Genomic DNA, 23,720 nt, shown 5'->3' on the forward strand with positions numbered 1-23,720 from the left:
CGGGGAGTGGTTCGCGCGTTTCGAAAGAGCATCGATGTCGCGTCCCGTATTTTTCGACCCTACCGGCAGCCGCAAGCGCTGGACGATGCGCACGGTGTTCGCGCTGATCGGCGGCGTTCTGGTCGCCGCGGTCGTGTTCGCTGCCACCATCGTCAACGTGCCGCCCGCACAGGATCTGCCGGTGCGGTGGGAAAACGCCAAGCCGGCGGCACTGCGCTCGCTCAGCGCACGCGGCCAGCCGCGCTCGCATCGCTGGCTGCCGGGCGGTTCCCCCAAGAAGCCCGGCGCCCCGCTCACCGTCGGCTTCTACGTGCCATGGGATCAGGCGAGCGCGGATTCGCTGCGCCGGAACATCGGCGATCTCGACTGGGTGGTGCCGGCGCTCGTCTCGGTGACCGGCGCCAACCATGCGATGCAGGTGACCGACGATCCCAAGTTCGCGAGCATCGTCGCGGGCGCCCGTCGCCCGCCGCGGGTGCTGCCGATGGTGCAGAACGTCTCCGACGAGGCCTGGGACACGGTGGGCTCGGCCAAGCTGATGGCCAGCCCGGCCGCGCGGGCCAAGCTGGCGCGCGATCTCGCCGCGATGGTCAAGGCGCGCAACCTCTCCGGCCTGGTGATGGATTTCGAGAGCCTGCAGCCGGCCTCGCTGCCCGGCTATGCCCAGCTGCTCGACCAGATCAACAAGGCGATGCCCAAGGACAAGCTGCTCGCCGTCACCGTGCCGGCGGGCGATACCAATTGGGATCTCAAGCGCTTCGCCGCGGTCACCGATCGCGTGATCCTGATGGATTATGACGAGCATTGGCAAGGCGGCACCGCCGGGCCGATCGCCTCGCAGCCCTGGTTCGTCGAGGAACTGCGCCGGGCCGTTTCGACGGTCGGCGCCGACAAGCTGATCGTCGCGCTGGCCAGCTACGCCTATGACTATCACGGCGACGGCACCGATGCGATGAGCATCGAAGAAGCCTGGTCGGCGGCGCGCGACAGCGACGCCAAGGTCACCTTCGACAAGACCAGCGGCAACAGCGCGTTCGCCTATGACGAGGACGGCAAACATCACGAAGTCTGGATGGTCGACGCCACCGCGACCTGGAACCAGCTGCAGGCCGTCCGCGCCGCGGGTGTCGGCAGCGTCGCCTTGTGGCGGCTGGGAACCGAGGACGCGGGCGTGTGGACCGCGCTGCTCGCCTATCGCCATGGCGGCCGGCCGGACCTGAGCCGGATCGTGCCGGCGACGAACGTCGACGTGGAGGGCCCGGGCGAGATCCTGCGGGTCACCAGAACGCCGACCGTGGGCGAACGCGCCATCAGCTTCGATGCCGCCAACATGATCCGCGACGTGCAGTACCCCGTGCTGCCGACGCCCTATGTCGTGATGCGGACCGGCGCCTCGAAGCACGAGATCGCGCTGACCTTCGACGACGGCCCGGATCCTACCTACACCCCGCGCATCCTCGATATCCTGAAGGCCGAGCATGTGCCGGCGACCTTCTTCATCATCGGCGAGAACGGGCTGCAGCATCCGCTGCTGCTGCGCCGGCTAGTGGCGGAAGGGCATGAGCTGGGCAACCACACCTATACCCACCCGAACCTCGCCACCACCTCGGCGGCGAGCACCGCGCTGGAGCTGAACGCCACCCAGCGGCTGGTGCAGGCCTATACCGGCCGCGGCATGCGGCTGTTCCGCGCGCCCTATTTCGGAGACGCCGAGCCGACCACGCCGGACGAACTCGATCCGGCGGTGGTGGCGCAGAAGCTTGGCTATACCGTGGTCGGCCTCCACGTCGATCCGGATGACTGGAAGCGGCCGGGCGTCGATGCGATCATCCAGGGCGTGCTGAGCGATGTCGCTACCGCGGCGCCCGACAAGTCCACCAACGTCGTGCTGCTGCACGATGGCGGCGGCAATCGCGAACAGACGGTGCAGGCGCTGCCGATCATCATTCGCGAGCTGCGGGCACGGGGCTATACCTTCGTGCCGGTCTCCAAGCTCGCCGGGCTTTCCTATGACGCGGTGATGCCGCCGATCCGCGGCAGCGACCTGCTCGCGGTGCGGGCGGACGTGGCGATCTTCGTCGTGCTCGCGGCGATCGCCTCGGGGCTGCGCTGGATGTTCTTTATCGCGATCACGCTCGGCATCGCCCGTGCGCTGATCCTCGCCGGGCTGGCGCTGCGCCAGCGCCTGCGCGAGCGCGGCACGCCGCCGGTGTTCACGCCCACCGTCTCGGTGATCATCCCCGCCTACAACGAGGAGCGGGTGATCGAATCCTCGGTGCGCCGCGTGCTCGCCAGCGACTATCCGGCGATCGAGCTGATCGTCGCCGACGATGGCTCCAAGGACCGGACCAGCGAGATCGTCGCGGCCGCGTTCGGCGACGATCCGCGCGTGACGCTGCTGACCCTGGTCAATGGCGGCAAGGCGGGCGCGCTCAACCGCGCGCTGCAGCAGGCCAAGGGTGAGGTGATCATCGCGCTCGATGCCGATACCCAGTTCGAGCCCGAGACGATCGGCCGCCTCGCGCGCTGGTTCGCCGACGACACGATCGGCGCGGTGGCGGGCAGCGCGCAGGTGGGCAACCGGGTCAATCTGGTCACCCGCTGGCAGGCAGTGGAGTATATCACCGCGCAGAATCTCGAGCGGCGTGCACTCGCCGGGTTCAACGCGATCACGGTGGTGCCGGGCGCGGTCGGCGCATGGCGGCGCGCGGCGCTCGACGCGGTCGGCGGCTATCCGGAAGACACGCTGGCCGAGGACCAGGATCTCACCATCGCCATCCAGCGTGCCGGCTGGCGGGTCACCTATGATCCCGATGCCGTCGCCTGGACCGAAGCGCCGGAAAGCTTCCGCGCGCTCGCCAAGCAGCGCTATCGCTGGGCGTTCGGCACGCTCCAGTGCCTGTGGAAGCATCGCGGGCTGTACCGCGACAAGCAGGCGCGCGGGCTCGCCTGGATCGGGCTGCCCCAGGCTTGGGTGTTCCAGATCATCTTCGCCGCGATCTCGCCGCTGATCGACCTCGCGCTGGTCTCGGCGATCTTCGCCACCGGGGTGCGGATCGCCCAGCATGGCTGGGAACAGACCCGCGGCGACGTCGGCACCATGGCGATCTATTGGGTGGCCTTCACCACGATCGACGTCGGCTGCGGCTGGGTGGCGTACCGGCTCAACAGCCGTCGGATCCGCTATCCGGCGCTGCTGCTGGTGGCGCAGCGCTTCGTCTATCGCCAGCTGATGTACTGGGTGGTGCTGCGTGCGATCAGCTCGGCGCTCGGCGGCTGGTTCGTCGGCTGGGGCAAGCTGGAGCGCACCGGCCGAGTCGGTTCTGCCGGAGCGGCCGCGGCCGAATAGCGCGGCCAGGCTGCAAGCACGGCGCCTTGCGATGCGCCCGTTCCGCCCTCCCGGCGGGGCGGGCGCTTTCGATTCCGGGGGGCATTTGCTCCGCGGCGGCGCGGGAAATTATGTGTCCTTTGTACATCACTTTCGGCTTTTCGCACGACATGCGAAGTTTTTCGTAGCGGTAACCACCGCGCGCGGCGTCTGCGCTAACCTTCTCCCACCGCGGATTCCCACGCGGAATCCGCAACATGAAGCGAAAGTGAAATCAGCGCGTCATGTACGCGGCGGCGGGTGTAACAAACCTGCCAAATCCCGTGCCTAGGGCGCCCCCCAACACATACCACCTACCTCGGGGAAAGCTTCCATGCTCGATCGTTCCACCTTCCGCCTGGCGCTGCTGGCCGGTGCCACCGCGATGGCGCTGGCCGCCATTCCGGCCATGGCGCAGACCGCCGATGCGCCGGCGGCCGATACCGCCGCGCAGCCCGAGGGTCTTGCCGACATCGTCGTCACCGCCACCAAGCGCGAGACTAACCTGCAGAAGACCCCGATCTCGATCAGCGTGCTGAACACGCAGGCGCTGCAGGATCGCCACGTCCTCAGCCTGTTCAACCTGGCCGACGGCACGATCCCGTCGCTCCGTGTCGCGACCTTCGAGGCGCGCCAGTCGGCGCTGACCATCGGCATCCGCGGCATCGTCCCCTACGACCAGAACCAGACCGCGCGCGACGGCGGCGTCGGCGTCTATATCGACGGTGTCGCGCTGGGGAAGACGCAGGGCCTCAACGCCGCGTTGTTCGACATCGAGCGCATCGAAGTGCTGAAGGGCCCGCAGGGCACGCTGTTCGGCCGCAACACCGAAGGCGGCGCGCTGTCGCTCGTCTCGCGCGCGCCCACCGGCGAGTTTGGCGGCCGCTTCAACGCCGGTGTGGGCGATTATGGCAGCCGCACGGTCGACGCCCATCTCGACCTGCCGGCCTTCCACGACGTTTCGCTGAAGCTGGACGGCGTCTACCAGCACCAGGATCCGACCGTGAAGGATCCGCTCACCGGTTCGACGGGCTGGAACTATTATGACCGCAAGGGCGGCCGCATCGCCGCGCGCTGGAAGCCGGTCAGCAACTTCACCGCCGACTTCGCCTATGACTATGCGAAGGACGACAACACCCCGCAGTACAGCCAGCTCGTCAACTACAACCCCAACAACTATCCGGTCGGCACGTTCAACAACGGCGTGCTGCAGCTGAACGGCGTGAGCTGCGGCGGCACCATCGCCGCCGGCAGCACCAAGCCGGTCTGCATCGCGCCCAAGGCCCCGCTGGTCGGCGTGCACCCGGATCGCCAGACGGTGGCCGATGTCGGCGTGCCGCAGCAGCCGAGCGTCGACATCACCCACGGCTTCTCGTCGAACCTGAAGTACACCGCCGCACCGTGGCTGGAGCTGCGCTCGATCACCGCATGGCGCGGTGTCAGCACCGACCAGTGGGATAATTCGGGCGGTCCGGAGCGCAGCTCGTTCGCGCCGTTCGTGCCGAACACGGCGAACCCGGCCGCGCTCAACACCACCGGCACCTTCAGCCGCTACAGCCTCTCGTACCTGCGCCAGCACCAGTTCAGCCAGGAGTTCCAGGCGGTCGGCAGCGTGCCGCAGCTCGATTATGTCGTCGGCGCCTATTATTACACCGAGCACGCCACGGAATATGCCGCGACGCCGCTCAGCAACCAGTGGAACACGGACGGCACCGCCTACACCGTCCGCAGCCCGATCCCGGGCAATTCCAGCCCGATCACCGGCGCGAACTCGGGCTATCAGCAGTTCGATCCGTCGTGCAACAACACGCTGGCGGCGACGGTGCCGCAGTTCGCCAACAGCTGCCAGTTCATCACCCGTGCCAGCCAGGCGACCGACCACAACTACTCGCTGTTCGGCAACCTGACCTTCACGCCGGACGCGCTGAACGACGTGGTGCACGTCACCGTCGGCGGCCGCTGGACCAAGGACAAGCGCCACGGCACGCTCTATGTGGTGAACAATCGCGCCGACCTGGTCACCGCGGGCACGGTGTCGCCGTTCGGCTTCAGCAACAGCGTCAGCCGCTTCGATCCGATGGTCAACGTCGCGTTCGACGCGACGCAGGACATCCATCTCTACGCCAAATATGCAACCGGTTTCCGCGCCGGCGGCGCGAACGACCGTTCGCTCCAGTTCAACGCCTTCGGCCCGGAATCGGTCAAGTCGTATGAAGTCGGCGCCAAGATGGACTTCTGGAACCACAAGGCGCGCCTGAACCTGGCGGGCTACATCATGGACCGCGACAACACCCAGTTCGACTTCGACTATTTCGATACGAACGGTGCCAGCCCGACCAACGGCAGCCATATCGAGCAGACCACCAATGCCGGCCAGAGCAAGATCCGCGGCATCGAAGCGGATCTGACGCTGGCGCCGGTGCAGGGCCTGACGCTGAACGCCTCCTACGCCTACACCTATTGGCGTGCGCCTTCGGCCGTGAACCCGCTGACCCCGGGCGCGCCGCCGCAGCAGCTGTACATCGTCTACACGCCGAAGAACGCGGCCTCGGGCTCGATCGACTATGCCCTGCCGATCGGCGGCGGCGACGCTACCCTCCGCTTCCACCTGGACGGCAATTATTCGAGCAGCCAGTACAGCTTCCAGCTCGAGCCGACCAAGACCGATGCGTCCTTCATCATGAACGGCCGCATCGCGATCGCGGACATCGCCGTGTCGGATCACAACAAGGTCACCTTCGCGATCTGGTCGCGCAACCTGCTCGACCACACCTATATCTACCGCCGCTCGTCGGCCAACTCGGCGCCGGTGCTCAACTATGGCGCCAACGGCCAGCTGGTTTCGACCAGCTATGGCGGCATCCTGGGCGACTATGCCAACTTCAACCCCCCGCGGACCTGGGGCGTGGAAGCCAGCGTCAAGTTCTGATGCGATGGTCCCGCCGCTGCGGCGGCGGGGCGATCAGACAGTGCGGCCCGGGCGGGGACCCTCGCCCGGGCCGTTCTGCGTCTGGCGCAGGCCGAGCGCGGAGAGGGCGCGGAAGGTGATCGACCAGCGCGGCGCCGTCATCGGCGCGATGCTGTGTTCCCAGGCGTGGCGGACCTCGCCCGAGAGCAGGTAGATCGAGCGCGGCACCAGGAACTGCTCGGCGCGATCGAAGGCGCGGGGGCCGGTGCGGCGGCGCAGGCGCAGCGTGGCGGGGGCGCCGAGCGAAATGCCCACCACCTCCTCGAACACCGGCCGGTCGCGGTGCCAGCCGATCCCGGCGCCCACCGGATAGTGGATCAGCAGCGCCTGGACGAGCGTGCCCGGCGCCAGGCCGGCAAAGGCTTCTGCCCGGTCGCGCAGCGGCGCCAGCCAGGCGGGGAAGGGCTCCGCGCGGGCGAACCCGCCATCTTCGAAATCATAGCGCCAGCCATAGCTGGTGGTGCGACGATTGCCGGTCCAGCCCTGGAAGCGGAAGGGCTGGAGACCGGCCGAGTCGATCGCGCCGATCGCCGCGGATTCCTCCCGTTCGGAAAGGAATCCCTCGGCCAGCCGCAGGCCGGAAGGGCCTGGGTTGTCGAACAGATCCGCTTGCTGCGCCCGCATGCCGGTTTAACCTTTGAAGTGCCGGTACGCTCCCTCGCGAACCTGCCGAATTGGACATATTTCGGAAAACATGCGTATATATGATGTCTCATATTGATCCAGGTTTATGAATTTCCTGGACTTTTCGCCGCGTGACGGGTTGCTTGGCATAGGATAGACGCATAGCCATGGTCGCCGTGAAGAACGATATGATCGAGGTAATCGACCACGCGTCGCAGTTTTTGAAGGCGCTGTCCGGCCGCAGCCGCCTGCTGCTTCTCTGCCATCTGGTGGATGGCGAGAAATCGGTAGGGGAGCTGGCACGGCTGACAGGCGCTCGCGACACGGCGGTCTCCCAGCAACTCGCGCTGTTGCGCCGCGAGGGGATGGTCTCTGCTCGGCGTGCGGGGCAGATGATCTTTTACTCGCTGGCCAGTGCCGAGGCGCGTCGCATGCTGGAAGCGCTGAACGACCTGTTCGTCCACAACGACAATGTCAGCGGTATCCTACTGAAGCCCGAGGTCGCCGAAACGGCCTGATCGGCGCCGGCGGGCATGCCCGCCGGACCGCTTCAGCGGCGCGGGCGCTCGATCGCGGCGCGCGCTGCCGACACGATCACATCCATTGCCCGGTTCGCCCGCATCCGATGCCAGCCGAACAGATCGCCGACCGGGCGCCGCGCCTGGTCGCGCGCGACTTCGGCCGTGGCATCGGAAGCATCGCCGGTCCGCGCGCTGACCCGGGCGATCCGATCGCGATCGGGGGCTTCCAGCCATATGCCGGTGAACGGCACGCGCGCCTGTAGTGCCAGCGCCTCGGCCACCTCGCGCTCGCTGCGGTTGAGGAACACCGCGTCGAGGATCACGGTGGAGCCGCAGGCGAGATGGTCGTCGGCTGATTCGAACAGCGCCTCATAGGTCTCGGCATCGTTGCGGCGCGTATATTGCGCCGACGGCAGTCGCGTTTCGGGCGGCAGCCCGGCGAGCCGCTTGCGGAACACGTCCGACCGCAGCACCCGCGCACCCGGGCGGCGGCCATAGAGCCCGCCGAGCAGCCGGGCCAGGCTCGACTTGCCGGTGCCGGAAAGGCCGCCGATCACGATCAGCTGGGGCACGGACGGTTCGAGGAAGCGACCCGCGATTTCCGGATCCTCGGTCTGCAGCGACAGCATCAGCGGCAGCAGCGCCCAGCCGGTAGCGCCCTGGGGCGAAAGATCGAGATAGCGATTGGCGAGGATGCTGGCGTCGGTCGGCCGTCCCTCGGCCAGCAGCCCCGCCAAGGGGGCGGCGAGATCGAACAGGATGTCTACCGGCGCGCCGTCTTCGATCCGGCGCACCCGGCCGGCGCGGGCGCGCCGTTCGATGTCACCGCCGAGCAGGGCGAGCGCGCTGCGCTGGGCGCTGGTACGCGCACGTTCCATCAGCATCTGGCGGAAGGCGGCGCCGGCGGGGGTGACGGTCGCGCGGCCATGCGTCCGCACGATCCCCTCGGCGAGGCTATAGAGCGCCGCGACGTCGATCGTGCTGGGGAGCGGGAGGTCTCCGCCCGGTCCTTGCCGTTTCGCGGCCGCTGCGGCCATTGCTATGCTCCCTGGTTCCGACGGCGACTCAGCCACTCGGGACACTCCTATACGCGCAAAATCTGAACGGGAGCGTACCGAGGTTAGCGCCGTTCGGCGGTTTTCATCAATTTCGTCGTAACCATCGCGTGGAGCGCGGTAGGCCGGAAATCGCGGTCATAGGGGGCCACGCGCGGGGCGCTGCCGTCCTTGCGCGGCTTGAAGCCGTTCAGCCAGCTATACTTGTCGCACATCCCCCAGAACAGCATGTCGCGCAGCTGCGGATAGCCGAATAGTATGTCGAGATAGACCCCGGCATAGTCGGCCACCTGCCGGTCGCGCAGGGCGATGTCGGTGGGCAGATGCTGGTCGGCGACGTCGAACTCGGTGATCAGCAGCGCATAGCCCATGCCGGTCACGGCATCGAGGAAGGCACGCCACGGCTTCTCCTGCCGCGCCGCCAGCACGCCGGCGGGGGCATCGCTGATCGGCTCGATATGCGATTGCACGCCCAGCGCATCCACCGGCACGCCGCGCTTGCGGAAGCCTTCGAGCAGTCGCAGCACACCGTCGCGGTGCGCTTCGTTGCCGGGTTCCCAGCTCATATAGTCGTTATACACCAGCTGGGCGTTCGGCGCGGCGGCGCGGGCGGTGTGGAAGGCGTGGTCGAGCATCGGCACGGTCCCGCCAAAGGCGCGCGAAAGGCTGGTTTCGCGTAAGCCGCCGGTCTTCTCGTCGACCGTCTCGTTGACCACGTCATAGCTGTGGATGCGGCCGGCATAGCGGTGGCAGACCGTGTCGATATGGGTGGTGAGCAGCCGCTCCGCCTCGCGCCGCGGCGTGGCGCCGAAGTCGTACTCGTTCAGCCAGCGTGGGAAATACTGGCTCTTATGCCAGAGCAGGGTGTGGCCGCGCATCGCCATGCGGTGCGCCTCGGCCCAGTCGAGCATCGCGTCGAAATGGGTGAAGTCGAACTTGTCCGGCGCGGGTCGGGTGGCCTGCCACTTGAGCTGGTTCTCGGGCACGAGCAGGCCGCAATCGCGCTGGAGCAGCGCGGCATAGCGCGGATTGGCGAAGGAACCGGCATCGGCACCCGGCGGGCTCCAGCCGAAGGCCGAGCCGATCCGCATGGCCTTCTGCCCGGCGATGGTGTTCAGCCCGGGCAGCCGGGAGGTCGCGCGGGCGGCCAGCGGCAGCGCGGCAGTGGCGGCGGCACCGGCGAGCAGCGCGCGGCGGTCGATGGGAAATCCGGTGGCCATGAAACCCTCTCCTGATCGCGCCGTCGGGCGTAGCTTGCTTGGTAGCGGTACCATGTTCGGCCTGCTACACGCTTGTCAACAAACGCGAACGAACGCGGAGGAGAGAGGGCGCAATGCGGGCGGCATATCAGGCGATTTTGTGGATTCTGGCGGCGTTTGCCCTGGCGAATCAGGCGCATGCCGAAACCGGCTATGATCTGTGGCTGCGCTACCAGCCGCTCGATGCGGGCACCGTGCAGCGGGCGGAGCCGAAGCTCCGCTACGTGGTGGCGGACGGCAGCCGGCCGACGGTGCGCGCCGCGCTCGACGAGCTGGACCGCGGGCTGGCCGGGCTGATCGGTTCGGCACCCGCGCATGCCAGCACGGTGCAGGGCGAGGGCGGGGTGGTGCTCGCCACCGCCGGCTCGCCGCTGCTCGCAGGGATGAAGCTGCCGCTTGCCGCGCTCGGCCGCGAGGGCTTCCTGCTCCGCACGGCGACGATCGGCGGCGCCAAGGTGACGCTGATCGCCGCGAACAGCGACACCGGCCTGCTCTATGGCAGCTTCCGCCTGCTCAAGCTGCTTCAGCTCCGCGCACCCATCGACGCACTCGACGTGCAGGATGCCCCCAAGCTGCAACTGCGCGTGCTCGATCATTGGGACAATCTCGATCGCTATGTCGAGCGCGGCTATGCCGGCCAGTCGCTGTGGGACTGGCAGAAGCTGCCGGGCTACAAGGATCCGCGCTACACGGACTATGCCCGCGCCAATGCCTCGATCGGCATCAACGCGGTGGTGCCGAACAACGTCAATGCCAATGCCGACATCCTGACCGCGCCGTACCTGCAGAAGGTCAAGGCGCTGGCCGAGGTGTTCCGCCCCTACGGCATCCGCATCTACCTGACCGCGCGCTTCTCCGCCCCGATCGAGATCGGCGGGCTCAAGACCGCCGACCCCCTCGACCCGGCGGTGCGCGCCTGGTGGAAGGCCAAGGCGGACGAGATCTACGCGGTGATCCCCGATTTTGGCGGCTTTCTGGTCAAGGCCAATTCGGAGGGCCAGCCCGGCCCCTCCGACTATAAGCGCAGCCATGCCGACGGCGCCAACATGCTGGCGGACGCGCTCGCTCCCCATGGCGGCGTGGTGATGTGGCGGGCGTTCGTCTATTCCGAGCATAACGACGCCGATCGCCACAAGCAGGCCAATGACGAGTTCGTGCCGCTCGACGGCAAGTTCCGCGACAACGTGCTGCTCCAGGTGAAGAACGGCGCGATCGACTTCCAGCCGCGCGAGCCCTTCCACCCGCTGTTCGGCGCGATGCCCAAGACGCCGCTGATGCTCGAGGTGCAAATCACCAAGGAGTATCTGGGCTTCGCGACGCACCTCGCCTATCTGGGGACGATGTGGGAGGAGGTGCTGGAAAGCGACACCTTCCGCCCCCGCGCGGGCAGCACCGTCGCCAAGGTGCTGGAGACGCCGGTCGCCCCCAAGGCGCTCACCGGCATGGCGGGCGTCGCCAATATCGGCACCGACGTGAACTGGAGCGGATCGCAGTTCGATCAGGCCAACTGGTACGCCTATGGCCGGCTCGCCTGGGATCCCGACACGAAGGCCGCGGACATCGCCCGCGACTGGGCGCGGCTGACCTGGAGCCCCGATCCGGCGGTGGCCGACCCCATCGTCGCGATGATGCTGGAATCGCGCGAGGCGGTGGTGAACTACATGACCCCGCTCGGCCTCGGCCATGTCATGGCGACCGGCCACCATTACGGCCCGGGGCCCTGGGTGTCCGACCTCGCCCGGCCGGAATGGAACCCGACCTATTATCACCGCGCCGACGCGAACGGCATCGGCTTCGACCGCACGCCGACCGGCACCAACGCGCTCGGCCAGTACGCGCCGCAGGTGGCCAGGCGCTGGGGCGACCTCAAGACGGTGCCGGACAGCCTGCTGCTCTGGTTCCACCATGTCCCCTGGGACTATCGGATGCGTTCGGGCCAAACGCTGTGGGACAGCCTGATCGCCCACTACGACACCGGCATCGCCACGGTGGAGGACATGCAGCGCCGCTGGGCCGGGCTGGAAGGCAAGGTCGACGCCCGCCGCTGGGCCGAGGTGCGCGACTTCCTCGCCATCCAGCGGCAGGAGGCGCAGTGGTGGCGCGACGCCTCGATCGCCTATTGGCAGTCGCTGTCGAAGCGTCCGCTGCCCGCCGGGCATCTGGCCCCGCCGCACCCGCTCAGCTATTACGAGGCGATCCGGACGCCGCACGCGCCCGGCAACGGCAAATAACAAGGGGAGCGGGATGCGGACGCTAGCGATGGGGCTGCTCGCCGGCATGGTGCTGGCGAGCCCGGTGGTGGCGCAGCAGCGTGCCGTGATCGACCTCAACCAGATCGGCTTCGAGCCCGGCGACGTGAAGCTCGCGGTGCTGCGCGGGGCCGGCACGGCTCCGCTGCCCTGGCTGTTACTGGACGCCGATGGCAACGCTGTCGGCAAGGGTGAAACGCTCGTCTACGGGCCCGATGCGAGTTCGGGCGCGGTGGTGCAGCGGATCGACTTTTCGGGCTTTCGCCGTGCGGGGAAGGGCTATCGGCTGTCGGTCGCCGGGGTGACCAGCGATGCCTTCGCGATTGCGCCGGGCCTCTACCGGCCGCTCGCGCGCGACGCCGCGAACTTCTTCTATCAGCAGCGCGCCGGGACTCCGATCGACGCCAAGTTCGCCGGCTCCGCCTGGGCCCGCCCGGCCGGGCATGCGCGCGAAGTGGCGGGCTGCTTCTCCGGCCTGGACGAGCGCGGCAAGAACTGGCCGGGCTGCAGCTACACGCTCGACGTGACCGGCGGCTGGTACGATGCCGGCGATCACGGCAAGTACGTTGTCAATGGCGGCATCGCGCTGTGGACGCTGCTCAACGCCTATGAACGCCGTCCCAAGGCCTTCCCCGACGGCTCGCTGCGCATCCCCGAAAGCGGCAACGGCGTGAGCGACCTGCTCGACGAAGCGCGCTGGGAGATGGAATTCCTGCTGCGGATGCAGATCCCCGACGGCATGCGCGCCCGCGTACCCTCGGGCCCGCTCGGCGCGCCCAAGCCCGGCCGCCCCGCCTGGGAGCCGAGCTTCCCGCCCTTTGCCAAGATCGACGCTGGCGGCATGGCGCACCAGAAGGTCGCCGACCGCAACTGGACGACGCTGCCCACGCCGCCGCAGAACGACCGCGAAACGCGGCTGCTCTATCCGCCGACCACGGCTGCGACGCTCAACCTGGCGGCGAGTGCGGCGCAGTGCGCACGGCTGTGGCGCGGGGTGGACGATGCCTTCGCCGCGCGCTGCCTCACGGCCGCGCGGCGCGCTTGGGGCGCGGCGCAGCGCAACCCACAGGTCTATGCCACCAGCAGCTTCACCGGCAGCGGCGGCTATGGCGATTCGAGCCTGAGCGACGAATTCTACTGGGCCGCCGCCGAGCTTTACGCGACCACCGGCGAGGCGGCGTTCCGCAAGGCGGTGACCGGTTCGCCGCATTTCGGCGAAGCGGTGCACGCCCCCGGCTGGAGCTTCACCGCCCCGCTCGGCACGATCACGCTGGCGACGGTGAAGACGGGCCTGAGCGACGCCGAAGTCCAGAAACTGCGCGCGACGCTGATCTCGGCGGCGGACGGCATTCTCGAGCAGCGCCGTCAGAACGGCTATGCGATCCCCTACAAGGCGCAGGGCTATCCCTGGGGCTCGAACGGCGACCTGATGAGCCAGGCGATGCTGCTCGGCGTGGCGAGCGACCTCACCGGGTCGACCAAGTACCGCGCCGGCATCGTCTCCGCGCTCGACTATCTGCTCGGGCGCAACCCGATGGGGACGTCCTATGTCAGCGGCTATGGCACGCGGTCACTGCAGAACCCGCACCACCGCTTCTGGGCGCATTCGCTCGACGCCAAGCTGCCGGGGCCGCCCCCGGGCGTCCTCTCGGGCGGGCCCAACGACACGGCGATGGCGGACACGGTGGCGATGCAGATGAAGGGCAAGTGCGTCGCCCAGACCTGCTGGGCCGACGACATCCACGCCTATGCACTGAACGAAGTCGCGATCAACTGGAACGCGCCGCTATTCTGGGTGGCAGCGTGGATGGATGATTGAGGGGGATGAGGCTGGTGGCAGGTTCCAGATTGCCCGATTGCCGGCTTTCCTTGTCGCTGTTCGGATGCGGGGAGGGGCATTGCACACGCGAGCGGAGGGTTGTGGATTGCGCCATTCCCGCCGTTCCAGACTCGTAACTCCCATGACGATCTTCTGCGGAAGCAGCCCCCGGGCTTTCTGCGCATGTCGTCTTCGATGGGGCGGATCGGGCCGATAGGGCAAAGGCTCTCCTCGCTGGACAAACAGGAAAGCCGACCGACAGCTTCCGGTTGTATCTGGCGGGCACAGCCACGCCGATAGCGGCATCCGGCAGAAGACATGGCCGCAGCCTAACGCTATGCGCGCGGGATGGCACGGCTGCTCCTGTTCAACAAACCCTTCGGGGTCCTCTCGCAATTCACCGATCGCGGATCGCCGACACTTCGGTCTACCTTGTCGGACTTCATCGGCGTGAAGGGCGTCTATCCCGCCGGGCGGCTCGATCGGGACAGCGAGGGCCTGCTGCTGCTCTGCGATGACGGGCGGCTGCAGGCGCGTATTGCCGATCCCCGCTTCAAGACGCCCAAAACCTACCTCGTCCAGGTCGAAGGCGATCCGCAGGTGCCGGAACTGGAGCGGTTGCGGCAGGGCGTCCTGCTCAACGATGGCATGACCTTGCCTGCCGAGGTGGCGCGGATCGACGCGCCGGACCTGTGGACACGCGATCCACCGATCCGTGTACGCAAGGCCATCCCCGACAGCTGGCTGAAAATCACCATTCGCGAAGGGCGCAACCGGCAAGTGCGCCGCATGACGGCGGCCGTTGGGTTGCCTACGCTGCGGCTGGTCCGCTGGTCGATCGGCGATTGGTCCGTTGCCGGGATCGCGCCGGGGCAGTTCGAGGAGGTCTCTGGCCTGGTCAAGGGTTCTGAATTCCAATGAACTATCGCCATTCCTTCCACGCCGGCAACAGCGCCGATGTCGTCAAGCACAGCCTGCTGATCGCCCTTGTCCGGGCCTTGCAGCAGAAAGAGGGCGCGTTGACCCTGATCGACACCCATGCCGGCTGCGGGCTCTACGACCTTGGCGGCGAGCAGGCGCAGCGCACCGGCGAAGCCGCACACGGCGTGGTGCGCGCCTTTGCCGACGCGAACCCCTTGCTGGACGACTATCGCGCCGTCGTGCGGGCGGTGAATGCCGGGTCAGAGCCGCACGTCTACCCCGGCTCGCCGCAGTTCCTGGCGCAGCTGCTGCGCCCGCAGGATCTGCTGATCCTCAATGAAAAGCATCCCGAGGACGCCCATGCCCTGCGCGGCGCGATGCGCGGCACGCCTGCCGCCGTGCACGAACGCGATGCCTATGAGCTGTGGCTGGCACTGCTGCCGACCCGAACGCCGCGCGGCGTGGTGGTGGTCGACCCGCCGTACGAGCAGACCGACGAACGCGCCCGCATCACCGCCACCCTCGCCGCAGCGCACCGCAAATGGGCGCATGGCGTGACTGTCATCTGGTATCCACTGAAAGACCGCGCCACGCATCAACAGTGGAAGCAAAAGTTACGCAGGCTCGGCATTCCGAAATTCTTGGTCATGGAGCATTGGTTATATGATGCCGATGTGCCCGGTATCTATAACGGCGCCGGCCTCTTCATCGTCAATCCGCCATATGCCTTCACCCAGGCGCTGGCACCGCTGCTGGAAGCTCTTCGCGCAGCGCTGGCGCCGGAAGGGCATAGGGGCGAGATCATCGCGGATTGGTTGAACGATGACTGAACGACCGGGCGGGGGCGGAAACGTCCGTCTGCGGCAAGCCTACAGACGGCAGCCATAGCGTCGCGGATCCAGCACCAAAATTAGGGTAGGGAGGCCAGGGTCGGCCGCAGCCTCCCTGCACCTCACCGCACCGTCAGCGTCGTGCTCTTCAGCGTCGCCGAGTCCGGGCCTGACGAAATCGTGAAGGTGCCCGGCTCCACCACGTGGCGCATCTGGCTGTTCCACAGCGCCAGATCGTCGGGCGTCAGTTCGAAGCGCACCGTCTTCTTCTCGCCTGGCTTGAGCGTCACCCGCTCGAAGCGCTTGAGCTCGATCACCGGCCGCGTCACCGAGGCCTCGTCGTCATGGACGTAGAGCTGGACCACCTCGTCGCCGGCGACCTTGCCGGTGTTGGTCACGTCCACCTCGACCGCCGCCTTGTCGGCGATGCCGATCGTCGGCGCGGGCAGGCGCGGCGCCGCGATGTCGAAGCTGGTGTAGCTCAGGCCATAGCCGAACGGGTAGAGCGGGCTGGTGTCGCCGAACAGATAGCCGCGCCGCGCGCTCGGCTTCTTGTTGTAGTAGATCGGCAGCTGGCCGACATTGCGCGCCACCGACACCGGCAGCTTGCCGCCCGGATTGTACCGGCCGAACACGACATCGGCGAGCGCGTTGCCGGTCTGCTCGCCCAGATACCAGCCCTCGATCAGCGCCGGCGCCTTCTCCGCCAGATAGTTCACCGCATAGGGGCGGCCGTTGAGCAGGATCACCACGACCGGGTTGCCGAGCGCGATCAGTTCCTTGGCGAGCTGGTCCTGCGGCCCCGGCAGGTCGAGCGTCTCGCTGTCGCCGAGATGGTTGTCGGCCCAGGCCTCGCGGCTCACCGCCTCGTTGCCGCCGAGCACCAGCACCACGACATCGGCATTCTTCGCCGTCTCCAGCGCCTGGGCGCGGAGCTGGTCGTTCACCGATGCCGGGACTTGCTTCACCTCGTCCTTCGACCATTCGCGATGATCGGTGATGCGGATGCCCTCGGCATAGTCGACCGCGAACTTGCCCTTGCCCTCGGCCTGCATGCCTTCGAGCACGCTGACGACATGGTTGGGCAGGTCCGAATAGCCACCGATCGGGGTATCCTTGGCGTGGGTGCCGATCACCGCCATGCGCTTGATGCCCTTGGCGTCGAGCGGGAGCAGGCCTTGGCCGTTTTTTAGCAGCACGATCGATTGGCGCGCCGCCTGGCGCGAAAGCGCGATGGCTTCGGGCGTGTTGGTGCGCGCCGCCGCCAGCTTCACCTCGGGATAGGGGTTCTCGAACAGCCCGCCCTCGAACTTCATCCGCAGCACGCGGCGGGTGGCATTGTCGATCTCGCCCTGGCTGACCCGGCCTTCCTTCACCAGCTGGACGAGATGGGTATAGGCTTCGCCGTCCGGCGTCTCGACATCGACGCCCGCGTCTAGCGCGCGCTGCGCCGCGTCCTTCGGATCCTTGAACATGTGGTGGCGGGTGATAAGCTCGCGGATCGCGAAATAGTCGCTGACCACGGCGCCCTGAAAGCCCCATTCGCCGCGCAGCACATCGGTCAGCAGCCACTTGTTGGCGTGGCTGGGGATGCCGTCGATCTCGTTGTAACTCGCCATCACCGACATCACGGGCAGCGTCTTCACCGCCTGTTCGAAGGGCGGGAAGAAATCCTCGCGCAGCGTCCGCTCGCCGAGCGAGGCGGGGCCGACATTGGTGCCGTTCTCGGGCTGGCCATGGCCGGTCATGTGCTTGAGGGTGATGAACACCTTGTCGGACTTGAGCGGCAGCGTGGTGCCCTGGAAGCCGCGGATCGCGGCAAGGCCCATCTGGGTGACGAGATACGGGTCCTCGCCGTACGTTTCCTCGATGCGGCCCCAGCGCGGATCGCGGGCGACGTCGACGACGGGGGCGAGGACCAGGTTGGCACCGCGGGCCCGCGCTTCCTTCGCCGCCATGGAGAAGACGGTCTCCACCAGCTTGGGGTCGAAGCTGCTGGCGAGGCCGATCGACTGCGGGAAGCTGGTGGCGCCGGGGGCGACCAAGCCGTGGAGCGATTCCTCGTGCATCAGCATCGGGATGCCGAGCCGGGTCTTCTCCATCGCCCATTTCTGCGCGGCATAGATGTAGCGGGCGGTCTCTTCCGGGCTGCGGTTGACGTCGCCGGCTACCGCGCCTGCCGCCCCTGGTGCGCCAGCGGCGACGCCGCGGCGGTCATAGGGGCGCGAGATCATGCCGAGGCCGTTGGGGAAGTTGGCGCTGGCCTTGGCGGGGTCGAACTCGCCCTTGGTGTCCTGGATCAGCCCCTTGTTGAGCCACAGCGCCTGGAGCTGCTGGACCTTTTCCTCCAGCGTCATGCGGGCGAGGAGATCGTCGACCCGCGCCTCGATCGGCTGGCTCGCGTCCTTATAGAGCGGCTTGCCGGCGCGTTCGGTCTGGGCGGCGGCGGGCGGTGCGGCGACGAAGGGGGGCAGAGCGCTCGCAGCAATGGCAAGCGCGGCGACGCGACGAAATGAGCGCATGTTCCTCTCCCGGAAGGCCGGCGACAATTCTGCTGTCGCCTATTGCCATGATGATAGCGCTATCAGCTATAAGGAGCCGCAACGACGCCGGTCAACCGGGCGTGCGCGCCCTCGGGAACGATTGCAATCGTGGTAGCGCGCACCTATTCGATTGTGCAGGAGGGGGGATGACCAAACCAAGCCGGCGCAGCCGGGGCAGCATCACCGTACAGGACGTGGCCCGTGAGGCAGGCGTTTCCGCCATGACCGTGTCGCGCGTCGTCAACGGCGGCACCAATGTGCGCGAAGCGACTCGGGAAGCCGTGCTCGCGGCGATCGCCAAGCTCAACTATTCGCCGAACAGTGCCGCGCGCAGCCTGGCCGCAGGGGAAGCGACCCAGATCGGGCTGCTCTACTCCAATCCGTCGGCCGCCTATCTCTCGCAGTTCCTGATCGGTGCGCTGGCCGCGGCGCGGCGGGCAGGGTGCCATCTGGTGCTCGAGGCCTGTGAGGGCGAACGCGCCGAGGAACAGGCCGAGGCCACCCGCGGATTTGTCCAGACGCATGTTCAGGGCGTGATCCTGCCGCCGCCGCTCTCCGAAGTGACGGCGGTGCGCGACGAGCTGGAAGCGGCGGGCATCCCCTGGGTGTCGGTAGCGATGGGCCTGCCGCCCGAGGGCAGCCTCAACGTCCGCATCGACGATTTCGCCGCCGCCTGCGCGATGACCAAGCACCTGCTCGACATGGGGCATCGCCGCATCGGCTTCATCCGCGGCAACCCCAACCAGACCTCCAGTGCCGAGCGCTACCGGGGCTTCTGCGCGGCGATCGAGGAGGCGGGGCTGGACCTCGCATCGATGCCGGTGGAGCAGGGCTATTTCACCTTCCGCTCCGGCATCGTCGCCAGCGAGGCGCTGCTCGACCTGCCCAATCCGCCGACCGCGATCTTCGCCAGCAACGACGACATGGCCGCCGCGGCGGTTGGCGTGGCGCATCGGCGGGGGCTGCACGTGCCGCAGGATCTTAGCGTGGTCGGCTTCGACGACACCTCGCTCGCCACCACCATGTGGCCCGAGCTCACCACCGTCCGCCAGCCGATCGCGGCGATGGCGGAGGCGGCGCTGACCATGTTGCTCGACGAGCTGCGGCCCGGCGGCAAGATCGACGAGCCGGAACAAGTGCTTGCACATCAGCTCATCGTGCGCGAATCCTGCGCGCCGCCGCCCAAGCGATAGGACAACGCTGGCAGAATCTTGCGCACACGCGCCTGCCGGCTTGCTTTTCCTGGTTGCACGGGCCAGCGTTACCGCTAACAAATCGGCCCAACTTCCCGGGCTAGGAGAGGGATCGGATGAATCATACGGCGGAGCGGGCCAATATCGGCCTGATCGGCGCCATCGTGGCCGTAGCCACGATCGGCGGATTGCTTTTCGGATATGACAGCGGCGCAGTGAACGGCACCCAGCCGGGCCTGCAGGCTGCGTTCAACCTCGACGAGGCCGGGCTCGGCTTCACCGTCGGCTCGCTGCTGATCGGCTGCGTCGCGGGCGCGTTCTTCGCCGGTACGCTGGCGGACCAGATGGGCCGCCGCAACGTGATGCGGCTGGCGGCGCTGCTCTTCCTCGCCGGTGCTCTGATCCAGGGCTTCGCGCACGACCACACCATCTTCGTCATCGCCCGGATCGCTGGCGGTATCGCGGTCGGCGCCGCCTCGGTGCTGTCGCCCGCCTATATCTCCGAAGTCGCCCCTGCGAACATTCGCGGCCGGATGACGACGGTGCAGCAGATCATGATCATCTCCGGCCTCACGGCCGCGTTCGTGGTCAACTATTACCTGGCCGGTGCGGCCGGTGCCTCGACCAACAAGTTCTGGGCGGGCCTGGAAGCCTGGCGTTGGATGTACCTGATGCAGGCGCTGCCGGCGGCAGTATTCCTCGTAGCCCTGTTCTTCATTCCGGAAAGCCCGCGCTTCCTGGTCGCCAAGGGCCGTACCGAGGAAGCCACCAAGGTGCTGACCGACCTGTTCGGCCCGCAGACCGCGCGCACCAAGCTGGAAGAAATCCGCGCCAGCTTCACCGCCGATCACCGCCCGAGCTTCCGCGACCTGATCGACCCGCGCACCGGCAAGATCCGCACCATCCTGTGGGCGGGCCTGGTGATCGCGGTGTTCCAGCAGCTCGTCGGCATCAACGTGATCTTCTATTACGGCTCGACGCTGTGGCAGCTGGCTGGCTTCACCGAGGCGGATTCGCTGCTGATCAACATCGTCTCGGGCGCGGTCTCGATCGCGGCCTGCCTCGTCACCATCGGCCTGGTCGACAAGATCGGCCGTAAGCCGCTGCTGCTGATCGGCTCGGCCGGCATGGCGGTGACGCTGTTCGTGCTGGTCTATGCCTTCGGCCACGGCTCGCTCGACGCAGCCGGCAAGCTGGTGCTCTCGCCCGATCTCGGCAAGACCGCGGTAATCGCCGCCAATCTGTACGTGATCTTCTTCAACGTCAGCTGGGGCCCGGTGATGTGGGTAATGCTGGGCGAGATGTTCCCGAACCAGATCCGCGGCTCGGCGCTGGCGGTGTGCGGCTTCGCCCAGTGGTTCGCCAACTACCTGATCGCGCAGAGCTTCCCGGTGATGGCGTCCAAGCTCGGCCTCGCCGCCAGCTACACCTTCTACGCCGTCTGCGCGGCGGTCAGCTTCTTCCTCGTCCTGAAGTTCATCAAGGAAACCAAGGGCAAGGAACTCGAGGCAATGGAGGGGTAAAAGCCTCCAGCCCCGTCCTTCTGTACTCCCCTCCCGCTTGCGGGAGGGGCTGGGGGAGGGGATGATTTCAGGCGGGAGGTGCCCATTTCAGCCCCTCCCCCGACCCCTCCCGCAAGCGGAAGGGGAGTTAGGTTTGGGAGAATATCGTGACCCGCACGCCCGCCCGTCCGTTCCGATCGCGCGAATGGTTCGCCGCCCCCGGCCGCGCCGACATGGCCGCGCTCTATCTTGAGCGCTTCATGAACTACGGCATCACGCCCGCGGAGCTGACCTCGGGCAAGCCGATCATCGGCATCGCCCAATCCGGCAGCGACATCGCGCCGTGCAACCGCATCCATCTGGAGACGGTGAAGCGCGCGCGGGAAGGCATCCTGGCGGCGGGCGGCATCCCGATGGAGTTTCCGCTCCACCCGATCTTCGAGAATTGCCGCCGCCCGACCGCCGCGCTCGATCGCAACCTCGCCTATCTCGGCCTGGTCGAGATCCTCAACGGCTATCCGATCGACGCGGTGATCCTGACGACCGGCTGCGACAAGACCACGCCCTCGTCGCTGATGGCGGCGTCCACCGTCGACATCCCGGCGATCGTCCTGTCGGGCGGGCCGATGCTCGACGGCTGGCACGAAGGCGAGTTGGTCGGCTCCGGCACGGTGATCTGGCGCTCGCGCCGCAAGATGGCGGCGGGCGAGATCGACGAGGCCGAGTTCCTCCGCCGCGCGATGGAGAGCGCGCCGTCCTCGGGGCATTGCAACACGATGGGCACCGCCTCGACGATGAACAGCATGGCCGAAGGGCTGGGCATGTCGCTCCCCGGCTGCGCGATGATCCCGGCGCCCTATCGCGAGCGCGGCCAGATCGCCTATGAGACCGGCAAGCGCATCGTCGAGATGGCCTATGAGGACCTGCGCCCGTCCAAGATCCTGACCAAGCAGAGCTTCCTCAACGCGATCAAGCTGCTCACCGCGATCGGCGGCTCGACCAACGCCCAGCCGCACCTCAACGCGATGGCAGCGCATGCCGGCATCACGATCACGCCGGAGGACTGGCAGACCGGCTATGACCTGCCGCTGATCGTCAACATGCAGCCGGCGGGCCAGTATTTGTCGGAGCGCTTCCATCGCGCGGGCGGCATCCCGGCGGTGCTCAAGCTGCTGGTCGAGGCGGGGATCCTCGACGGCAGCGTCGCGACCTGCACCGGCAAGACCATGGCCGAGAACGTGGCGGACGCGCGGGTGCTCGACGCGGACGTGATCTTCCCGCTCGACAAGCCGCTGATGGAGAAGGCCGGGTTCCTGGTGCTCACCGGCAACCTGTTCGACATGGCGATCATGAAGACCAGCGTGATCTCCGACCAGTTCCGCGCCCGCTATCTCTCCACCCCGGGGCAGGAGGGCGTGTTCGAGGTTCGCGCAGTCGTGTTCGACGGGTCGGACGATTATCACCATCGGATCAACGATCCGGCGCTCGCCATCGACGACAATTGCATCCTGGTGATCCGCGGCGCGGGCGTGCTGGGCTGGCCGGGCTCGGCGGAAGTCGTCAACATGCAGCCGCCCGACGCGATCCTGCAAAAGGGCATCCAGAGCCTGCCGACGCTAGGCGACGGCCGCCAATCGGGTACGTCGGACAGCCCGTCGATCCTCAACGCCTCGCCGGAGAGTGCGGCGGGCGGGGGGCTTTCCTGGCTGCGCACCGGCGACGTTATCCGCATCGACCTGAACGCAGGCCGGGTGGACGCGCTGGTCGAGCCGGACGAGATCGCCCGCCGCAAGGGCGAACCCGCGCCGCCGATCCCGCCGAGCAATACGCCGTGGGAAGAGCTGTACCGCGAGAAGTCGGGCCAGCTGCACGAGGGCGGCGTGCTGGAGTTCGCGACCAAGTATCGCGGCACCGGGCTGAAGGTGCCGCGGCACAATCATTGATGCTCGGTGGGGTGGGGCCCTGACTCTCACCCTCACCCTTCCGGCGCTTCGCGCCTCCCTCCCTCTCCCGCAGGCGGGAGAGGGACAGAACCCCTCTCCCGCCTGCGGGAGAGGGAGGGGCCCGCTGCCGAAGGCAGTGGGAGGGTGAGGGTGACTCACCAATAATTACCGTCCTCCCAATTCAATCAATCTCACAATCCCACATCCCACCTCCGGCCCATTCCGGAGATGGCAAGAGTCACTCGTCAGTGATAGTTAACCATCGCCAACAACAGGGGGATGGACGGCGTGGACGAGACGGCACCGGCGAAGCGGCCGCGCAACGCGGCGAATACGCGGGGCGTGATTCTGGCGGCGGCGAAGACGCTGCTCGCCGAACAGGGTTTTGCCCGCTGGGGCGTGAACGCGATCGCGCGCGCCTCCGGCTATGACAAGCAGCTGATCTACCGCTATTTCGGCGGCATGGACGGGCTCGCCGAGGCGATCGCCGCCGACGTCTCCGCCTGGATGGAAACCGCGCTGGTGCGGCCCGAGAACGTGCCCCCGCCTGCCACCTATGCCGAGATGATGGCGCGCGTCGCGGTGGCACTGCTTGATGCGCTGCGCAGCGATCCCCTGGCGCAGAAGATCCTGGCCTGGGAGCTTTCCGCCCCCTCCAAGCTCGCCACGGCCTTTACCGAGGCGCGCGGCAAGGCGCTGAGCGCATGGATCGCCCGCGAGCGCGGCACGCTGCAGCGGCCGGCGGGGATCGACGCGCCGGTGCTCAATGCCCTGCTGATCGCCTCGATCCAGCAGCTGGTGCTGTCGGGGGCGCAGAACGGGCGGTTCCTCGGGCTGGATCTCAGCGAGGAAGCCGGCTGGGAGCGCGTGCGTACCGGCATCGCCGCGCTGACCAAGGCGATGTTCCAGTAAGCGCCGGTGCCGCG

At 67.6% G+C, this 23,720-nt stretch carries 15 protein-coding genes; 11 read left to right on the forward strand and 4 right to left on the reverse strand.

All coding sequences use genetic code 11. The annotated features are described in order from the left end of the window. The first annotated feature begins 34 nt into the window (after positions 1–34). Entirely contained in the window at positions 35–3,349 is a 3,315-nt protein-coding gene (locus tag ACTJKY_RS10160; protein ID WP_440845832.1) for a glycosyltransferase, read from the forward strand. Positions 3,350–3,701: 352 nt separating this feature from the next. Further along, positions 3,702–6,296 carry a TonB-dependent receptor gene (locus ACTJKY_RS10165; RefSeq protein WP_440845833.1) on the forward strand — a complete coding sequence of 865 codons (2,595 nt, stop codon included), beginning with the start codon at positions 3,702–3,704 and terminating at the stop codon, positions 6,294–6,296. A gap of 33 nt (positions 6,297–6,329) precedes the next feature. Here the strand turns inward: ACTJKY_RS10165 and ACTJKY_RS10170 are convergent, their stop codons facing one another. Further along, the gene (locus ACTJKY_RS10170; protein ID WP_440845834.1) at positions 6,330–6,959 is read right to left on the reverse strand and encodes an alpha-ketoglutarate-dependent dioxygenase AlkB; all 630 of its coding nucleotides are present in this window, start codon (positions 6,957–6,959) and stop codon (positions 6,330–6,332) included. A 167-nt stretch (positions 6,960–7,126) separates the two neighbouring features. On the opposite strand from ACTJKY_RS10170, the gene ACTJKY_RS10175 reads away from it, so the two are divergent. After that, entirely contained in the window at positions 7,127–7,477 is a 351-nt protein-coding gene (locus ACTJKY_RS10175) for an ArsR/SmtB family transcription factor (protein WP_440845836.1), read from the forward strand. 32 nt (positions 7,478–7,509) lie between these two features. Here the strand turns inward: ACTJKY_RS10175 and ACTJKY_RS10180 are convergent, their stop codons facing one another. Beyond that, positions 7,510–8,517 (reverse strand): AAA family ATPase, encoded by a 1,008-nt coding sequence (locus ACTJKY_RS10180; protein ID WP_440845837.1) that lies wholly within the window; start codon positions 8,515–8,517, stop codon positions 7,510–7,512. 83 nt (positions 8,518–8,600) lie between these two features. Then, complete coding sequence (locus ACTJKY_RS10185) at positions 8,601–9,755, reverse strand: endo-1,4-beta-xylanase (RefSeq protein ID WP_440845838.1); 1,155 nt, start codon at positions 9,753–9,755, stop codon at positions 8,601–8,603. Positions 9,756–9,868: 113 nt separating this feature from the next. On the opposite strand from ACTJKY_RS10185, the gene ACTJKY_RS10190 reads away from it, so the two are divergent. The 4 genes from ACTJKY_RS10190 (at position 9,869) to ACTJKY_RS10205 (ending at position 15,613) form a co-directional block, all read left to right on the forward strand. Next, complete coding sequence (locus tag ACTJKY_RS10190) at positions 9,869–12,025, forward strand: alpha-glucuronidase family glycosyl hydrolase (protein ID WP_440845840.1); 2,157 nt, start codon at positions 9,869–9,871, stop codon at positions 12,023–12,025. 13 nt (positions 12,026–12,038) lie between these two features. Next, entirely contained in the window at positions 12,039–13,862 is a 1,824-nt protein-coding gene (locus tag ACTJKY_RS10195; protein ID WP_440845841.1) for a glycoside hydrolase family 9 protein, read from the forward strand. Between the two features lie 348 nt (positions 13,863–14,210). Further along, a complete protein-coding gene (locus ACTJKY_RS10200; RefSeq protein ID WP_440845843.1) occupies positions 14,211–14,783 on the forward strand; it encodes a pseudouridine synthase in 573 nt (190 codons plus the stop codon). Further along, entirely contained in the window at positions 14,780–15,613 is an 834-nt protein-coding gene (locus tag ACTJKY_RS10205) for a 23S rRNA (adenine(2030)-N(6))-methyltransferase RlmJ (protein WP_440845844.1), read from the forward strand. Before ACTJKY_RS10200 ends, ACTJKY_RS10205 begins: the two co-directional genes overlap by 4 nt. A gap of 122 nt (positions 15,614–15,735) precedes the next feature. On the opposite strand, the gene ACTJKY_RS10210 is transcribed toward ACTJKY_RS10205, so the two are convergent. Continuing rightward, entirely contained in the window at positions 15,736–18,135 is a 2,400-nt protein-coding gene (locus ACTJKY_RS10210) for a glycoside hydrolase family 3 N-terminal domain-containing protein (RefSeq protein WP_440845845.1), read from the reverse strand. 167 nt (positions 18,136–18,302) lie between these two features. Between ACTJKY_RS10210 and ACTJKY_RS10215 the strand changes: the two genes are divergently transcribed. The 4 genes from ACTJKY_RS10215 to ACTJKY_RS10230 all read left to right on the forward strand — a co-directional run bounded on the left by ACTJKY_RS10215 (position 18,303) and on the right by ACTJKY_RS10230 (position 23,706). Beyond that, on the forward strand, positions 18,303–19,349 hold the full coding sequence (locus ACTJKY_RS10215; protein ID WP_440845847.1) for a LacI family DNA-binding transcriptional regulator: 1,047 nt from the start codon (positions 18,303–18,305) through the stop codon (positions 19,347–19,349). Between the two features lie 116 nt (positions 19,350–19,465). After that, positions 19,466–20,872, forward strand: coding sequence for a sugar porter family MFS transporter (locus ACTJKY_RS10220; protein WP_440845848.1), 1,407 nt, complete (start codon positions 19,466–19,468; stop codon positions 20,870–20,872). Between the two features lie 143 nt (positions 20,873–21,015). Then, positions 21,016–22,794 (forward strand): IlvD/Edd family dehydratase, encoded by a 1,779-nt coding sequence (locus ACTJKY_RS10225; protein ID WP_440846326.1) that lies wholly within the window; start codon positions 21,016–21,018, stop codon positions 22,792–22,794. Between the two features lie 279 nt (positions 22,795–23,073). Further along, positions 23,074–23,706 (forward strand): TetR/AcrR family transcriptional regulator, encoded by a 633-nt coding sequence (locus ACTJKY_RS10230; protein ID WP_440845849.1) that lies wholly within the window; start codon positions 23,074–23,076, stop codon positions 23,704–23,706. The last annotated feature ends 14 nt before the right edge of the window (positions 23,707–23,720 follow it).

Origin of the sequence: Sphingomonas sp. 22176 (assembly GCF_052045505.1) — a bacterium.
In the GTDB taxonomy this organism is placed as follows: Bacteria; Pseudomonadota; Alphaproteobacteria; order Sphingomonadales; family Sphingomonadaceae; genus Sphingomonas.

Bases quoted from the DNA above. Each gene is read 5' to 3' on its own strand.
- ACTJKY_RS10175 (WP_440845836.1), top strand. From the start codon at position 7,127: ATGGTCGCCGTGAAGAACGATATGATCGAGGTAATCGACCACGCGTCG.
- ACTJKY_RS10180 (WP_440845837.1), bottom strand. From the start codon at position 8,517: ATGGCCGCAGCGGCCGCGAAACGGCAAGGACCGGGCGGAGACCTCCCG.
- ACTJKY_RS10205 (WP_440845844.1), top strand. From the start codon at position 14,780: ATGAACTATCGCCATTCCTTCCACGCCGGCAACAGCGCCGATGTCGTC.
- ACTJKY_RS10230 (WP_440845849.1), top strand. From the start codon at position 23,074: ATGGACGGCGTGGACGAGACGGCACCGGCGAAGCGGCCGCGCAACGCG.
- ACTJKY_RS10185 (WP_440845838.1), bottom strand. From the start codon at position 9,755: ATGGCCACCGGATTTCCCATCGACCGCCGCGCGCTGCTCGCCGGTGCC.
- ACTJKY_RS10215 (WP_440845847.1), top strand. From the start codon at position 18,303: ATGACCAAACCAAGCCGGCGCAGCCGGGGCAGCATCACCGTACAGGAC.
- ACTJKY_RS10170 (WP_440845834.1), bottom strand. From the start codon at position 6,959: ATGCGGGCGCAGCAAGCGGATCTGTTCGACAACCCAGGCCCTTCCGGC.
- ACTJKY_RS10200 (WP_440845843.1), top strand. From the start codon at position 14,211: ATGGCACGGCTGCTCCTGTTCAACAAACCCTTCGGGGTCCTCTCGCAA.
- ACTJKY_RS10190 (WP_440845840.1), top strand. From the start codon at position 9,869: ATGCGGGCGGCATATCAGGCGATTTTGTGGATTCTGGCGGCGTTTGCC.
- ACTJKY_RS10160 (WP_440845832.1), top strand. From the start codon at position 35: ATGTCGCGTCCCGTATTTTTCGACCCTACCGGCAGCCGCAAGCGCTGG.
- ACTJKY_RS10210 (WP_440845845.1), bottom strand. From the start codon at position 18,135: ATGCGCTCATTTCGTCGCGTCGCCGCGCTTGCCATTGCTGCGAGCGCT.
- ACTJKY_RS10165 (WP_440845833.1), top strand. From the start codon at position 3,702: ATGCTCGATCGTTCCACCTTCCGCCTGGCGCTGCTGGCCGGTGCCACC.
- ACTJKY_RS10220 (WP_440845848.1), top strand. From the start codon at position 19,466: ATGAATCATACGGCGGAGCGGGCCAATATCGGCCTGATCGGCGCCATC.
- ACTJKY_RS10195 (WP_440845841.1), top strand. From the start codon at position 12,039: ATGCGGACGCTAGCGATGGGGCTGCTCGCCGGCATGGTGCTGGCGAGC.